This window comes from Pedococcus sp. P2_D7 (assembly GCF_056404295.1).
Map to the genome: position 1 here is coordinate 560,184 of NZ_JBFUEH010000002.1, position 15,949 is coordinate 576,132.

At 70.7% G+C, this 15,949-nt stretch carries 13 protein-coding genes; 2 read left to right on the plus strand and 11 right to left on the minus strand.

Annotation, left to right across the window (positions count from 1 at the left end; genetic code table 11):
* Positions 1-244 precede the first annotated feature (244 nt).
* On the plus strand, positions 245-3,445 hold the full coding sequence (locus tag AC1DWJ_RS06200) for a S8 family serine peptidase (RefSeq protein WP_477620269.1): 3,201 nt from the start codon (positions 245-247) through the stop codon (positions 3,443-3,445).
* A 129-nt stretch (positions 3,446-3,574) separates the two neighbouring features.
* Here the strand turns inward: AC1DWJ_RS06200 and AC1DWJ_RS06205 are convergent, their stop codons facing one another.
* From AC1DWJ_RS06205 to AC1DWJ_RS06215, 3 genes are all read right to left on the minus strand, one after another.
* On the minus strand, positions 3,575-3,976 hold the full coding sequence (locus tag AC1DWJ_RS06205) for a hypothetical protein (protein WP_457256356.1): 402 nt from the start codon (positions 3,974-3,976) through the stop codon (positions 3,575-3,577).
* A 53-nt stretch (positions 3,977-4,029) separates the two neighbouring features.
* A complete protein-coding gene (locus AC1DWJ_RS06210) occupies positions 4,030-5,442 on the minus strand; it encodes a glycoside hydrolase family 3 N-terminal domain-containing protein (RefSeq protein ID WP_477620270.1) in 1,413 nt (470 codons plus the stop codon).
* Positions 5,443-5,562: 120 nt separating this feature from the next.
* Positions 5,563-6,471, minus strand: a complete 909-nt coding sequence (locus tag AC1DWJ_RS06215) for a universal stress protein (protein WP_477620271.1) — start codon at positions 6,469-6,471, stop codon at positions 5,563-5,565.
* 246 nt (positions 6,472-6,717) lie between these two features.
* On the opposite strand from AC1DWJ_RS06215, the gene AC1DWJ_RS06220 reads away from it, so the two are divergent.
* Positions 6,718-8,499, plus strand: a complete 1,782-nt coding sequence (locus AC1DWJ_RS06220) for a GAF domain-containing SpoIIE family protein phosphatase (protein ID WP_477620272.1) — start codon at positions 6,718-6,720, stop codon at positions 8,497-8,499.
* A gap of 21 nt (positions 8,500-8,520) precedes the next feature.
* On the opposite strand, the gene AC1DWJ_RS06225 is transcribed toward AC1DWJ_RS06220, so the two are convergent.
* From AC1DWJ_RS06225 to AC1DWJ_RS06260, 8 genes are all read right to left on the minus strand, one after another.
* Positions 8,521-8,742, minus strand: coding sequence for a hypothetical protein (locus tag AC1DWJ_RS06225; protein ID WP_457256364.1), 222 nt, complete (start codon positions 8,740-8,742; stop codon positions 8,521-8,523).
* Positions 8,743-8,814: 72 nt separating this feature from the next.
* Positions 8,815-10,302: an RNA polymerase sigma factor gene (locus AC1DWJ_RS06230; RefSeq protein WP_457256366.1), complete on the minus strand. Its 1,488-nt coding sequence runs from the start codon at positions 10,300-10,302 to the stop codon at positions 8,815-8,817.
* Positions 10,295-10,624, minus strand: a complete 330-nt coding sequence (locus tag AC1DWJ_RS06235; protein WP_477620273.1) for a hypothetical protein — start codon at positions 10,622-10,624, stop codon at positions 10,295-10,297. The genes AC1DWJ_RS06230 and AC1DWJ_RS06235 overlap by 8 nt, the downstream gene beginning before the upstream one ends.
* 220 nt (positions 10,625-10,844) lie before the next feature.
* Positions 10,845-11,639 (minus strand): hypothetical protein, encoded by a 795-nt coding sequence (locus tag AC1DWJ_RS06240; RefSeq protein ID WP_477620274.1) that lies wholly within the window; start codon positions 11,637-11,639, stop codon positions 10,845-10,847.
* 127 nt (positions 11,640-11,766) lie between these two features.
* Positions 11,767-12,057 (minus strand): hypothetical protein, encoded by a 291-nt coding sequence (locus tag AC1DWJ_RS06245; RefSeq protein WP_457256371.1) that lies wholly within the window; start codon positions 12,055-12,057, stop codon positions 11,767-11,769.
* Between the two features lie 133 nt (positions 12,058-12,190).
* Positions 12,191-13,807, minus strand: a complete 1,617-nt coding sequence (locus tag AC1DWJ_RS06250) for an acyl-CoA synthetase (protein WP_477620275.1) — start codon at positions 13,805-13,807, stop codon at positions 12,191-12,193.
* A 5-nt stretch (positions 13,808-13,812) separates the two neighbouring features.
* Positions 13,813-14,940: a DUF5938 domain-containing protein gene (locus AC1DWJ_RS06255; protein ID WP_477620276.1), complete on the minus strand. Its 1,128-nt coding sequence runs from the start codon at positions 14,938-14,940 to the stop codon at positions 13,813-13,815.
* 53 nt (positions 14,941-14,993) lie between these two features.
* Positions 14,994-15,785, minus strand: a complete 792-nt coding sequence (locus AC1DWJ_RS06260) for an SDR family NAD(P)-dependent oxidoreductase (protein ID WP_477620277.1) — start codon at positions 15,783-15,785, stop codon at positions 14,994-14,996.
* Between the last annotated feature and the right edge of the window lie 164 nt (positions 15,786-15,949).

The window sequence follows — 15,949 nt, forward strand, 5'->3', positions numbered from 1 at the left end:
GGCCGGTCGACCTGCAGTTCAGACCAAGTCTTTACCCAACGGACGAAGCCAACTCCATCCCTGCCGGGCCACACTGACCCGGTTCGCCCCCGGCCACCCCGGAGCGCGGACGCCTGCAGCTCAGGAGGACCTGCAGGACGACTGAAGGGACACCACCGTGACCAGACCACGCGCTACGCGCCGCGGCCTCACGACGATCGCTGGGATAGCTGCGGCAGGACTTGTCGCAGCAGCCAGCGCCCCCATGGCGGGCGCAGCCCCCGGAGACCGCGCAGGAAGTGACAAGGCCCCCACCGCCCTGTCCGCTCAGGGCAAGATCAAGAAGGCCAAGGCGAACGACAAGCTCGGTCAGCACGACCGCGAGCTGCTCACCCGGGCTCAGCACAAGGGCACCCCGCGGGTGACCATCATGGTCGCCACCGGCAAGGGCCAGGCGACGGCGACAGCCAAGAGCATCAAGGCCGCCGGCGGTTGGGTCGCCAAGGTCAGCGACAAGTACGGCTACGTCAGCGCCAGCGTGCCGACCGGCCAGGTCGACGCACTGGCCAAGTCCGCGGCCGTCCTGGCGGTCGACCTCAACGAGTCGATCCCCCTTCCGAGGCCCGAGGCGGAGAAGCCCTCCGCCGCATCCCTGGCAGCGCCGCAGCCGGCGCCCGGCGCCAGCACCCCGGACAACAACCCCTACATGCCGACCCGCGACATCGGTTCCATCGCCTTCAAGAGCGCCCACAACACCTGGGACGGTCGTGGCACCACCATCGGCGTCATCGACTCCGGTGTCGACCTGGACCACCCGGCCCTGCAGACGACCAGCACCGGCGAGCGCAAGATCGTCGACTGGGTGACGGGCACCGACCCGCTGCTCGAGAGCGACGGGTCCTGGCGCGCGATGCTCACCACCGTCACCGGCCCGACCTTCACGATCAGCGGTGCCGGCACGTGGACCGCGCCCGCAGGCAGCTACAAGTTCCAGCGCGTGTCCGAGAGCATCTCCCTCAACGACGAGGCGGGCGGTGACTTCAACCGTGACGGCGACACGACCGACCGTTGGGGCATCCTCTACAACGAGACCACGCACGACATCTGGGTCGATGCCAACCAGGACCAGACCTTCGCGGCGGCAGAGAAGATGCGGCCCTACAAGGAGAACTTCGACATCGGGCACTTCGGCACGGACAACCCGGCGACCGCGATTGCCGAGTCCATGCCGTTCGTCGTCGAGTACCGCGAGGACGTCAGCCTGGCCCCGGCCGGCCTGCCGGGCACCGCTGACTTCGTCAACATCGGCGTCGTCGAGGCCGCCCACGGCACCCACGTCGCCGGCATCTCGGCCGGACACGGGCTGTTCGGCGGTGCGATGGACGGTCAGGCGCCCGGCGCCAAGATCGTCTCGACCCGGGCCTGCTCGTGGGGCGGTGGCTGTACCGCGGTCGCGCTGACCGACGGGATGGTCGACCTCGCCGAGAACCGCGGTGTGGACGTGATCAACATGTCGATCGGTGGCCTGCCGGCCCTCAACGACGGCAACAACGCCCGGGCGCGGCTCTACGACGCCCTGATCGACGGTGGCGTCCAGCTCGTCATCTCGGCAGGCAACAGTGGTCCCGGCATCAACACGATCGGTGACCCGTCGGTGGCCTCCAAGGTCGTCAGCGTCGCCTCCTCGGTCACCAAGGAGACCTGGCTGTCGAACTACGGCGCCGAGGTCTCGTCTGACCTTGCCCTGCACAACTACTCCTCGCGCGGCCCGCGTGAGGACGGCGGCTTCAAGCCCAACGTGATGGCTCCCGGATCGGCGGTCTCCTCGATCCCGACCTGGCAGCCCGGCGGAGCGGTCCCGGAGACCGGCTACTCACTCCCGCCCGGCTACGCGCACTTCAACGGCACGTCGATGGCCTCCCCGCAGACCGCGGGTGGCGTGGCGCTGCTGCTCTCGGCCGCCAAGGCCACCGGCGTGCAGGTGACCACTCGTCAGCTGCGTGACTCGCTCTACAGCTCGGCCGACTACGCCAACAACGTCGAGGCCATCGGCCAGGGCGCGGGACAGGTCGACATCCCCGGCGCGTGGGAGCTGCTCAAGACCACGCCGTTCGCGCAGGACATCACGACGACGGCGCCGGTCTGCACCCCGATCTCGGAGCTGCTGGCCACGCCCAACCAGGGCCCTGGCGTCTACAACCGCTGCGACGCGGCTCACGGCGGCCAGGTCTCGGGCGAGTCCAAGACGTACATCGTCAAGGCGACCCGCACCAGCGGCGCGAACGGCAGGGTGGCGCACACCGTGCGCCTCGTCGGCAACGACGGCACGTTCTCGCTGCCGACCACCAGCCGGCCGCTGCCCAAGGGCGAGTCGGTCGACATCCCGGTCAAGGCACGGACGAGCACTCCGGGCACCCACTCGGCGATCCTCGAGATCGACGACCCGGCGACCAAGGTCGTCGACCAGCGGGTGCTCCTGACCGTGGTCCTCTCGCAGGACCTCGTGGCACCGTCCTACGCCAAGACCACTTCCGGCTCGGTCGAGCGCAACCTCACGAAGAAGTTCTACGTGACGGTCCCGGAGGGCGCCAAGGCCCTGCAGGTCAACCTCAGCGGTGTGCAGGCGGGTAGCCAGGTTCGCTGGATCGCCTTCAACCCGTACGGCGTTCCGGTCGAGTCCACGTCGTCGTTGGTGTGCTTCACCAACTTCAGCGACCCGTCGTGCAACAGCACGTCGCGGTCGTACGCCAACCCGTTGCCGGGCATCTGGGAGATGGAGATCGAGGCGCGGCGCACCACGCCGACCCTCGCCAACCCGTTCACCATCGCGGCTGCGGTCCAGGGCGTGGTCGTCGACCCGGCGTCCCAGACCCTCGCCTCGGTGACGGCGGGCCAGCCGGCTCCGGTGTCGTGGACGGTGACGAACCAGTTCGGTCAGGTCACCGCCACGCCGCAGGGCGGGGTCCTCGGCAGCGCGGTCTCCGGCCGCAAGACCATCGCCAACCACGCGGTGCAGGAGTTCCAGGTCGTCGTGCCTGCGGGCGCCACGCGCCTCACGGCGACGATCGGGAAGCCGTCCGACCAGGGCGCCGACCTCGACCTGTTCGTCCTGCGCGGCGGCGCCGTCGTCGCCCAGCAGGCCGACGGTGACTCCGAGGAGTCGGTGACGATCACCAACCCGGTGGCGGCCACCTACACCGTGCGGGTCGACGGCTACGCCGTCCCGAGCGGCAGCACCGACTACGACTACCTCGATGTGTTCTTCAGTCCCGCGCTCGGTTCGTTGACGGTCCCCGCGACCGCCCTCGACCTCGCGCCCGGTGCCTCGGCACCGGTCACGGGCCAGATCACGGCGAACGCAGCACCCGCTGCAGGTCGTCAGCTCTTCGGTGAGATGCGTGTCCTCTCTGGCCAGGGCGCGGTGCTCGGCACCGGCTCGGTCGTGGTCGGCTCCGTCACCCCGTAGCTCGCCTCACCACTGGACCCCGCGACCGTCATGGCCGCGGGGTCCAGTGCGTCCCGCCCAGGCATGGCGTGCGGCCGGCCGAGGCCCGGCGGCCGCGACGCATGGGTCTCGCCGCGGCATACCAAGGGGTCAGCGCTCCAGCACCTCGTCCACCCAGAGGGGCTGCCCCTGCTGGCAGGTGGTCACCAGGTCCTCCATCACGGCCCCGCGGACGGTGACCGTGTCTCCGGCCTTGAGCCCGGACGTCTGGCCCACGAGCAGCCACGAGCCTTCCGCCTCCGTCAGGGTCAGGCAGCCGGCCTCCGCCCCGTCGGCGATGGTGCCACGGACGGTGACCACGCGCCCACGGCCCGACGGTGAGGTGGGGGTGAGGTCCTCGGTGAAGGAATCAGTGGGTGTGGACGTCGGCGAGCTGGACGATGCCGGCGGGGGAGTGGTCGGACTCGCGCCACGCCCGGGAGTGTCCCCTGCTGCGCCGCAGCCGGCGGTCGCCAGCAGCAGGCACCCCAGCAGCACCATCCGTGTTGTCACCACCCCATCCTCACCTGCGTCGCGGACCGGGACAACGGGTCCTCCCTGCCCACTCAGAGCTGGGTGTTGAGGTAGCCCTGCAGCTGCGCCACGGTCCGGGTGTTCCACGTCCGCGCGCCATCGGTCGCGATGCCCAGGTAGAGCTGGAGGGCCCGCGCGGACGCGGGACCCCACACCCCGTCGGCCGTCGTGCCGATCCTGGACTGCAACGCCCGGATCGTCGTCGAGCTGAGCGAACCGGTGACGGTGACGCCGAGCCAGCGCTGCAGTGCCGAGATCGTCTGTGCACCGAGCGATCCGTCCAGCGCGACTCGAGGGCCGAGCAGCCCCTCGGCGGCCTTGGCGGTCAACACCCGCATGACAGCCGCCGCGACCTTGCCGCGGAACGCCGAGTCCGACGCGGCCCGCGCCTTCACCGCAGCCACCATCGCCGGGATGGTCGAGGCGTTGACGGTCAGGACCTCGTCGCCGCCGGCGTCGAGGAAGCGGACGGCGCGCTCGCCCGCCGACCACGCAGCAACGGCTCTGGCGTTGCCGAGGTCGTCGCTCATGACGACGCCGCGGAAGCCGAGGCTGGTGCGCAGCAGGCCGGTGACCACCGTGGGCGAGAAGACCGCCGGTCGCGATGCGTCGATCTTGGTGTAGATCGCCGACGACATCATGACGACCGGGACGCCGTTCGCGACCGCCGCCCTGAACGGCGCGATCGACCCGGACGCGCTCGTCGTGACGGTGTCCTTGACGCCCGCCGTCGTGTCGGTGTTGGCGGTCACGTAGCCCAGCCCCGGGAAGTGCTTGGCCGTCATCGCCAGGTCGACCGCTCGCTCGCCGGAGAGGAAGGCGCCGCCCTTGGCTGTCACGACGGTCGGCGTGTGGCCGAACTCCCTCTGCCAGTTGCCGATTGGCGCGTTGGTCGACGCAGTCGCCGCGGGCACGGTGTCGAGCACCGGGGCGAGGTCCATGTCCAAGCCTGAGCGGCGCAGCTGCCGACCCCACGTGCGCGCCGACGACGTCAGCGTGGTCGTCGACCACGTCCCCATGGTGAGCGCGGTCGGCATCCGCGAGAAACCACTGCCCTGCAGCACCTGGACGTAACCGCCCTCCTGGTCCGTGCCGATCCACAGCGGGACGCTGGCCGTCGCGGGGCCCGTCGCCAGCCGCTCGAGGCGAGCAGTCAGCGCACGGATCGGTGCGGCGCCGGCGGTGGACCGGCCGGTGAGGATCACGTTGCCGACGTGGTAGGTCCCGATCGCAGTCGCCGCCGCGGAGGACAGGCCGGTGGCCGGCGTGCCGACCATGAACAGCTGGCCGATGCGCTGAGCGGTGCTCATCCGGAGGTATGCCGCCTGGGCCAGTTCTGCTGCCGTCGCCGCCTGCGCTCGAGGGACGGCGGGGGCGGCGACGGAGACCACCAGCGTGGCCAAGGCGATGGCGAGGCCACGGATCAGACGGGAACGGGTCCGCACGGGGACCACCACCTTGGCTCGAAGGAACGCCTCACCACTTCGACGCGCCGGAACCCGCAAAGGTTGTGCCCAGGGTGGCCGGCGTTGCCGATGCGGTCGTCGAAGGCACGACCGGGCTTGTCAGGCGCGCACGATCATGACCGGACACGGTGCCTCGTGGATGACGGTGTGGCTGACCGAGCCGAGCATCAGCCCTGCGAACCCGCCCCGTCCACGGCTGCCCACGACGATGAGCGCTGCGTGCGCCCCGAGCGGACTGAGGACGTGTCCCGCGCTCCCATAGAGGACCTCGGTCTCGATGGGTAGCTCCGGGAAGGCTGCCCGCGCCCGTTCGGCAGCGCCCTGGACGGTGTCCTCCGCGTGGGTGCGCACCGCATTCGTGTGCTCGGTGCCGGCACTGGAGCTCTCGACGTACGCCTGCGCATCCGAGGAGAAGGAGCCATGGGCCACGTGGACGATGTGCAGGGCAGCGCCGGAGATCGCGGCCATCTCGGCCGCGAGGTCCAAGGCACGCTCCGAGGGCTGCGACGCGTCCACGCCCACGATGACTCGATGGTCGGGGTCTGGGTGGGCTGGATGGTCGGCGCGCACCACCACGGCTGGACACGCAGCGTGGGCGGTGACGGCAAAGGCGACCGAGCCCAACACCCCCGCCGCCAGCGGGCCGCGGCCCCTATTACCGGTGACGACGATGTCGGCGTCCTTGGATGCGTGGACCAGCTCGGCGGCAGGGGAACCGACGACGAGCAGACCAGCGACGCGTGAAGCATCCGTCACGAGCTTCTGGGCGCGGGCGACGCCCTCGGCCAACACCTCTCGGCCGGCTTCGGCGACCGACTCAGGGAGCCGAGAGACGTCGTATGCCTGTGCGAGGGGTGACGCGACGTCAACGGTGTGCAGCACCGTCAGGGTCGTGCCCCACGCCAGTGCCGTCGCGGCAGCCCATTCCACGGCTGCAACGGAGCTGGGGGAGTCGTCGTACCCGACGACGATCCCCTTGGGCTGGTGGTTCGTTGACTGGTCGACCATGACGCGCCTCCGAGGCTGTGAGTCAGCTGGTTCGCCGGACTGCTGGACTGTCGTCCGGCCTGCTCAGAGCATTCGGCTGCGCGCGGGAAAGGGGGAGGGTCGGAAGTCCCTGGATTCGCTGGCCACGGGTGCACCTGCGCGCTGTTGCCGACCCCGCGGCGGACCCCACGAGGCTCGCGAGATCGGTGGCCGGCACAGTTCTGCGAAAGGTCAGATCCTTCGGTGCCGGGGGTGCGATCATGCGGCATGACTTCGGCACCAGACGACCCCTTGGGCCACCGGCTGACCGGGCTGGCCCGAGTCACGGCCGAGCTCATCGAGGCGTCGAACGCCGAGGCCGTCACGAAGATCGTCGTCGAGCACAGCGCCGCGGCCGTGGGGGCCACCATCGCCTCCCTGAGCCTGCGCGTCGAACCCGACCAGGTTCGTCTCGCCGGACTGTGGGGCGGGATGGACGGAGATGCGGAGGCCTACGCCTCGTACCCGCTGAGCACCTCCACCCCCGCCACCGATGTCATCCGCTCGCGACGCCGCCTCATCCTCGTCGGTCGTGAGGAGATCCTCCGGGCCTATCCGGACCTGCCGCGGATCGACCGAGGTGAGCGCTCCATCCTCGCTCTCCCCCTGAACACCGCGAACGGAACTCTGGGAGCCATCGGTCTGTCCTTTCCGGGGCGGCGTGAGTTCGAAGCAGCCGAGCTGGACTTCCTCGACATCCTCGCCGACAGCTGCGCGCAAGCGCTCCTTCGCATCCAGGCCGAGGGCAAGGCATCGGAGCGACAGGCCCAGCTGTCCTTCCTGGCGGAGGCCTCAGCCGAGCTCGCGAGCAGCTTGGACTACGAGTCGACCCTGGCGCGGGTGGCACAGCTCGCCGTCCCGACGTTTGCCGACTGGTGTGCGATCGACCTGGTCAAGGACAACCGCCTGCGCCGCCTGGCAGTGGCCCACGTCGACCCCGCCAAGGTCGAGTACGCGCACGAGCTGGCCCAGCGATACCCCAGCGACCCGGACTCGGGCGCTGGCCCGTGGCAGGTGATGAGAACCGGTCGTAGCGAGCTCATCGCCGAGATCACCGACGAGATGCTCGTCGCTGCCGCGCGCGACGACGAACACCTTCGCATCGCTCGGGAGCTGGCGCTGCACAGTGCGATCACCGTCCCGCTGATCGCGCGGGGGAGGACGCTTGGTGTGATCTCGTGGGTCAGGGCCGAGTCCCAGATCCGGTACTCCCAGGACGACGTCGAGTTCGCCGAGGAGCTCGCGCGGAGGGCGGCCGTGTCGATCGACAACTCAGATCTGCACAGCCAGACCCTGGCCGTCGCAGTCCGGCTCCAGCACGCGGTCCTCCCGCTCGCCCTTCCTGAGCTGGACGGTTACGACGCGGCCGCGCACTACTCGCCCTCGGGCCGCACCGGGGTGGGTGGCGACTTCTATGACGTGCTCGCCCTCCCCGATGGACGGGTCGCGCTCTTCGTCGGAGACGTGATGGGCCGGGGCGTTGAGGCGGCGGCTTCGATGGCCCAGATGCGCGCCTCTGTTCGGGCCTACATCGCCGTCGACCCGCAGCCGGACCTGGTGCTCACCAAGCTCGACATGCTCATGTCTGCCTCCGGCGAGGACCAGCTCGTGACCTTGGTCTACCTGCTCGTCGACCGGTCCAGGGACGAGCTCCTCGTGGCCAACGCAGGGCACCCGGCGCCAGTCCTGCTCAGGGCGGACTCCTCGGTCGAACACCTCCCGTGCGCGGACGAAGGCCCTCTCGGGATCGCCGGTGGCCCTCGTCGGCACCACCGCATCGACTTCTGCCCAGGTGACCTGGTCCTGCTCTTCACGGATGGGCTGATCGAACGACGCACCGAGGACATCGACGCTGGCCGCGACCGTCTCAGCGGGGCGCTGAACGCCCTCGCGCAGCCGGACTTGGAGGGTGCCCTGGGCGCCCTGGTGCACCAGGTGCGGGACGAGACGCAGGACGACGACGTCGCCGCGCTGGCCCTGCGTCGGTACACCGCGCGTCAGCCGGGCTGACCCTCGCGCCACGGGGAGAGCTCAGGGGGCGGAGTCCGAGGCCAGGTTGGCCGGCCACTGGTTGCGCTCGCGCACCAGGTGGTGGGCGGCTCGGTAGACGTCGGAGAGGGCCTCGAGCATGCAGCACGGGTCCAAGAGGTCGGTCCCGGTGGAGTCGGCGTTGAGGAAGTTCGCCCACTCGACGGCTTGCTTCAGGGACTCCAGGTCCTGGGTCGACACGGAGGTGCGTTCAGCTGCCGGCATGGCGCCCTCCTTCTTGGCGACGCATGCCGCGAGACGAGGATCGCGCCGACGGTGGGCGCCGGGAGCCGGACCTCACGGAGGCCACGTGGTCCCGACCGTGCCTGTCGCGGGCGACCCGTTGACGTACCTGCCTTCCACCGTGGCGCGCACGAGGCCCTGAGCGTCGGCCGCCCACACGGTGTGGATCACGCCGCTCCATCGGCCGTCTGAGGCCGCACTGGCGGTGCAGGTCACGACGGCCTGACTCTGGGCACACGAGCCCCAGTCGCCGGCGGCCGCCGCCACGGTCACACCGCCGGGTAGCTGGAGCGTCAGGCGAAGGGGACCGTCGATGCCCTGGGCGGCCGCGGACACCTCGATCGAGGTGTCGGACCGAGGGCCCGTGATCCCGAGGTCGACGGTCAGCGGGCTGGTCCGAGGCGCGGTGGTGGTCCTGGGTGCGGGTGCGGGGGCGGCCACGGTCCTGGTGGGCGCCGGTGCTTTGGTCGTGGGCTGCACGACGGACGGCACGATGGTCGACGACCTCGGGGGTGTCGTCGTGCTCGTGGCGGGGCTGGGGCGAGCGGTGGTGGACGACGAGGTGACTGATGGCTGTGGTGAGCTCGGCAGGGTCTGCGCCACCGGCGGGGTCACCTCGGGTCCCGCGGCCAGCAGGATCGCGACGGCGACTGCGGCGAGGGCGGCTGAGCCCAGCGCCCATCGAGCGCCCGGCCGGAAGCCCAGGCGATTCACCGACCGCCCGCCGGCGCCGAGGAGCGTGCCTGCGCCACCGCCTGCGCCCACGCCTGCCGCGCCCAGCAGCAGCTTCGACGGGACGAGGCCGAAGACTGCCGGGCCGAGGACGCCGGCGAAGTTGAGGTTGACCGCCCGGAGCTCGTCGACGCGGTGCGTGCAGGCGACACAGCTCGCCACGTGGGCCACCAGTGCGGGTGGCGAGGCCACCTCGGAGATGGACAGGTCTGCGAGCCCGTCGATGAACGGCTTGCACTGGACCTCCACCCCCCGGTCCGAGAGGTGGGCACGCAGGTAGGACACGCGGAAGCCGCGTCGGGCGCGCTTGGCCAGCGCCGCGACACCGTTGGCGGACAGCCCCATGGCTCGACCGACCTCGATGTTGCTGTCCCTGTCGACCGCCGTGCGCCACAACACGATCTGCCACCGCTGGGGCAGCTCGGCGAAGGCGACCCGCACGAGCTGGAGCTCGCTCATGTGGGCGGTCGTGTCGGCGGTCGGCTTGTCGAAGAGGGCGACGTCGTCGGTCATGACATCGCCGGCCGACGAGCGCGTGGCCCGGCTCGCCGCCAGGTTGCGCACCGAGGTCACGAGGTAGGCGCGGACCGATGTCGTGGGTCCGGAACCACCGGACAGGGCCGCCAGCATCCCGGAGAAGGCGTCCGAGGCGATCTCTTCCGCGTCGCGCGGCTGCCGCGTCACGCGTCGGGCGGCCAGCAGCACGGACGGGTAGTGCCTCGTCCAGAGGTCTACGGCAGCCTCGCGGTCCCCGGCTCGGAGTCGGTCCAGCAGGACCGCGTCGGGAGTCTGGTCTTCGGGGTCATCCACGGTCGGGCCCCACCTCGGGCTCGGCGTGGGCCACTGGAAGCTCCTGCAGCTCGTGGAGGTCCACACCGGGATAGAGCGGCGCCACGCTGAAGTGGACGTCGCCGGCTCCCCCCGCCGCGAGGTCTGCACGACACTCGGCCTCCGCGACCACGAGGGCGGCCAGGCCGTTGGCGTAGGGGCCGGAGTAGGTGGCCAGCCTGCTCCCGGACATGGTGGTGACGACGACGTGGGGCATGTCGATCTCGTCGATCTCCATCGAGTACATGACTCGCGCAATGCGCTCCAGGTCGCCCGCGCCGTGCGGACACTGCGACTCGCTCACTACCTACCCACATCCTCGATCGCCGAAAAGCCTGCCCTACATGCATGGAGACTCCCCAGCGGGCGATTCGTGACGCCGCTGGTGGGGTCTCAGGCACGCGTCTGGTCGACGGCCCGCTACGGGTCCCCTGAGCGGGGTAGGAAACGGCGGGCGGGTGCAGGCCCGCCCGCCGTTTCCGGCAACCCGCATCCCCCGATGACAGGTCAATGGTGGAGACGGCTCAGCGGCCAGAGTGTGACGCGACGCGCACCACGGCGGCCGCGATGTCCCCGAGCCGGCCTCCGGGCGCCAGGTCCACGGCCCCCGACTCAGGGTCGACGTGGACGTACTCGCCGTAGAGCACGAAGAGCGCCCCGGAGACGGCCACCGCTCGCCGCCAGCGCCGGTATGCCGGGTGGTCCGCGTTGCGGGTCCACTCCAGGAGCGACACCTCCCGGCCGTCGACGGTGCCCGTCAGCGAGAAGAGCGCGCCGTCGAGCGTGCCCTGGACCGCGGTCGCGATGGGCGCGTGCGCCGCGATCCAGCCGAGCTCGTCGAGGCTGAACAGCTCGAACCCGAGCTCGAGGTAGGTCGAGATCCAGGCCGAGCGACCTTCCGCCTGCTCCAGCTCGCGGACGACGATCGGGTCGGGCGTCGTGAAGACGACGCCCGGCAGGTCGTCGTCGCCGGAGGGCGCGATCAGGACGTAGTGCACGTCCGAATCCCCGGTGTGGGGGTCCGCGGTGGTCGCCTCGATGGCCGCGGTGACGACCCGCAGCCGGGGCGGCTGGCAGGACCGGTGGTGGACCTCGGCCGCGAACTGCCGGTACCGGAACCCGGGCGCAGGCGGTGGTGGGTCGGGGACCCTCACCTCGACGGTCAGGGACCGACGGTCGTCGACCTCGAACGGCCTCGCACACGTGGCGCAGGCGCGGGCCGAGGTCGCTGTGGCGACCACGTAGTGCGTCGTGTCGGCGGTCTTGAAGACGCGCAGCTCGGGGGGCCAGTCCACCTTGTCGACCCCTGGGTCGCCCACGGCGCGCACTCCCGCTCCTCTCGTCGTCTTCCGTTCCTGGTGAGACGCGGCAACGGCTGGGACGTGACGAGACGTGACTGGCCAGCTGGCCCGATTCGTCGTGGTGCTGGCCGCGGACGAGGTCGGCTCAGCGCTGGTGGGCCAGCCGGCGCGCGTGCAGGACCTTGGCGTAGATGGCGGTGACCTCGGCCAGCGTGGACACCGGCACGGCGGTGACGTGCTTCCATCCGGGGGCGGTCGCGGTGACGCGGACGGCCCCGACGACGCCGGGGGTTGCGCTGGGGTCGGTCTCCGACCCGGACCAGTCCGACGGGGTGCTGCCGTCGTCGATCTGCCACTCGACCTGCGTGGTGGACGACAGACCGCTCGGGGTGGCCACCGTGTCCGGGGTCAGGGCGATGTCGCCGATGCCCTGCATGCGCCGCGCCTGGGACGGCGACTGATATCGAGGGCGCGGTGCGCTGGCGTGCGTCGTGGTCTGGTGTGCGGGCATGCACCAAGAGACCCGGCACCCGCTCGATCGTGACAGTGCCCGGTGGTGGCCGCGACCCTCAGGTGACCGCCTGCTGACCGTCGCCCTGCGTCCTCAGGTCGGCCTTGATCTCGCTCTTGAGCACCTTGCCGACCCTGGAGCGTGGCAGGTCGGCCCACACGTGGACCACCTTGGGGGCCTTGACCCCTCCGATCCGCGCCTTGACGAAGGCGATGACCTCGGCAGGGTCGACCGTGCGGTCGGGCAGGGCCTGGACGACTGCCTCGACGCGCTCACCCCACTTCTCGTCGGGGAGCCCGATGACGGCACACTCCTGCAGGTCGGGGTGCTGCATGAGCGCCTGCTCGACCTCCGTCGAGTACACGTTGAAGCCGCCGGTGATGATCATGTCCTTGGCCCGGTCGACGATGAACAGGAAGTTGTCGGCGTCGAGGTAGCCGATGTCGCCGGTGTGGTGCCAGCCGAACCGCGAGGCCTCGGCCGTCGCGTCCGGGTTGCGGTAGTAGCCCGGCATCACGAGTGAGGACCGGACGACGATCTCGCCACGCTCGCCTCGGGGGAGCAGTCGTCCGTCGAGGTCCATGATGGCGACGGTCACGAGCGGTGCGGGGCGGCCGGCCGAGGACAGCCGCTCGACGGCCACCGAGCCGTCGGACCTGAAGTGGTCGGCCGGCGGCATCATCGACACCATCATCGGCGCCTCGGTCTGGCCGAAGAGCTGCGCCATCACCGGCCCGATGCGGGTCAGCGCCTCCTCCAGCCGCGCGGCCGACATCGGTGCCGCGCCGTACCAGAAGCACTGCAACGACGAGAGGTTCGTCGTGTCGAGGGCGTCGTGGCCGAGCACCATGTAGATCAGGGTGGGCGGGAGGAACGTGTGCGTGACGTGGTGCCGCTCGAGCAGCTCGAGGAAGCCGCCGACATCGGGGCGGCGCATGATGACGACCTCGCCGCCGCGGCACAGGATGGGGAAGCAGAGCACGCCTGCCGCGTGGGTCAGTGGGGCGAGGGCCAGGTAGACCGGCCGACCCTCGAACGGGTAGCCCATCAAGGTCAACCCCGTCATGGTCTCCAGGTTGGTGCCGGTGAGCATCACGCCCTTGGGCCGTCCGGTGGTGCCGCCCGTGCCGACGATCATGGCCAGGTCGTCGACGGCCGGGAGGTCGAGCTCGCCGTCGACCTCCGAGGCGTCGGCGCCCCGGGCCAGGAACTCGTCCCAGTTCAGGGCCCCGTCGATGGCCCTGTCGATGGCGCCGTCGATGGCGCCGTCGGACGCAGCTGGCGCGGCGTCGAGGCACACCCAGGTGTGCACCTTCGCCAGGTCGGCGCGGATCCGGTCGACCAGGGGGGCGAAGGACTCCTGGAAGACGACGACCGAGCAGTCGAACAGGTCGAGCAGCTCGCGGTTCTCCGCGGCCTCGTTGCGCGGGTTGATCGGGCACCACACCGCGCCCGCCCGGCTGATCCCGAAGACGCAGGTGAACGCGACCGGGTCGTTGGCCGACAGGATCGCGACCTTGTCGCCCGGCTCCACCCCGCTGGCGCGGAGCGCCGAGGCGACGCGGTGCGACAACGCCTGCACCGCGGCATACGTCATCGTCTGGCCGTCGGTGGTGAGGCAGGCCGCCTCGGGGTCGAGAGAGGCGCCCTTGTCGAGGTAGTCGACGACCCGCATGCGGGTCAGCTCTCGACCGTGAGGACCGGCTCCATCACCAGGCCGAAGGCGCGCAGGGCGCCGAGCAGCTCGCGGTGGCCGAAGGCCTGCGAGGCCGAGGCGAAGCCCACTCGGAGCGGAGGCTGCTGGAGCAGCGAGTAGGCGGCGTACGCCTGGAGGAGCCCGGTCTGCTTGTAGTTGCTGTTGCCGTGGATGACGCAGTGCGCGCGCCCGAGCGGCCCGGAGGCGTGCACCGAGTCGAGGGACTTGTTGAGGCGGGGGTTCTCGCGCGGCGGCATCTGGTTCATCACCTGGGCCGCCGTCGCGTCGAGGGCGTCGTACTTGGCGTCGAGGTCCATGTCCTTGGTGGCCTCCAGGGCGGCTGCCACGATCTGCGGCACGCCGAGCATGAGCGGTCGGTTGAAGACACCGCCGAGGGCGCGGACGGTGGCGACGCGGGGGTCCTTCCTGAACCACACCGGATGCGACGTGCCGCCCCACGGGAGGGCCAGGGCGAGCTCGTGCTGGCCGGGGATGGACAGGCTGTAGAGGCCTGCCTCGGGGTCCCACGCCTGGTAGGTGTTCTGCTCGAGGTAGTGCGCTGTTGACATGGCTGCGTTGACGAGGATCGTCTGCGTCGAGGCGATGGTCGGGCTGCCGCCCCAGAAGACGGCGATGTCGAGGGTGTCGAGACCCGGCTTCTCGAGGCAGAGCTGGGCGGCGATCTCACCGGTGGTGTACATCTGCGCCACGCCCGGCGCGAGGAGCAGGCCTGCCGCCGCGAAGTCGGCGCCGTACTTCTCGTCGCAGGTGATGACCCAGTCCTGCTCGCCCGTGGTGTCGAGGTAGTGGACGCCTGCGGCGAGACAAGCCTCGACGACCTCCGGGCCGTACCGCGCGAACGGACCGACCGTGTTGCACACGACCGAGGAACCGCGGAACAGCTCGGTCAGCGCCTCGACCGTGTGCTCGGTCGTCGCCACCTCGTACTGCGCGGTCTCGATCCCCGCGACGTTGGTCTCCATCGACGACTTGAGCTTCCCGGCGTCGCGGCCGGCCGCGGTGAAGGGGACGGTGTACTCGCGCAGGTACTCGCAGATCAGTCGGCCGGTGTATCCGGACGCGCCGTAGACGATGACGGGCTTGTCGCTCATGGGAATTCCTTTCAGGGCAAGGGGTTTCGGAGAGTTGTATGCCGTGTGCGCGACTACATGCCCATGCCTCCGTCGACCGGCAGGCCGGCCCCGGTGATGAACTTCGCGGCGTCGGAGGAGAGGAAGACGACGGCGTCGGCCATGTCGTCGACCTGGCCGAGCCGACCCGCGGGCGTGAGCTCGATGACCGCGCCGACCGCGGCCTCCGGGGACGGGAACAGGCCCAGCGCCGCGACGTCGTTGGCCAGTCCGGCACCCATGGCCGTCGGGACGAGTCCGGGGTAGATGCAGTTGACCCGCACGCCGTAGCCGAGCTTGCCGGACTCCATCGCCGCCACGCGGGTGAGTCGGTCGACGGCGGACTTGGTGGCGGAGTAGACCGAGATGCCGGGGAAGGCGATCGTGGCGGCGACCGAGGCGACGTTGGTGATGCTGCCGCCCTGACCGGCGGCGCCGCCCGGGCGCATCGCGCGGAGCCCGTGCTTGAGGCCGAGGGTCGTGCCGAGGATGTTGACGTGGAGCATCTTGCGGATGTCGTCGGCGTCGACCTCCGTGATGAGGCTGGTGATCTCGATGCCCGCGTTGTTGACGAGGATGTCGAGCCCGCCAAGGCGTTCGACCGTCTCCGCAACGGCCGCCTCCCAGTTCGCGTCGTCGGTCACGTCGAGCCGCACGAAGCCGTGCTGGTCGCCCAGCCGCTTGGCGGTCTGCTCGCCCTCGTCCTGGATGTCGGCGATCATCACCGTCGCCCCGGCCGCGGCCAGCGCGACCGCCATGCCCTCTCCGAGGCCCTGGGCCCCTCCCGTGACGAGCGCCTTGCGGCCGGTGAGGTCGATCGAGGTCATGGCGGGCTCCTTTGCCTGCGGGGCGGCGCGGGTCGACCGCCCGGGTGGGACGCCGGCCGGCTGCGCATCAGGGACTGCAGCCGGCCGACGTGGGCTCAGCGTGCTCTTCCCCCTTGACGAGTGTCAAGAGTTTCCTTGACACTCGTCAAGAACACCGCAATCGC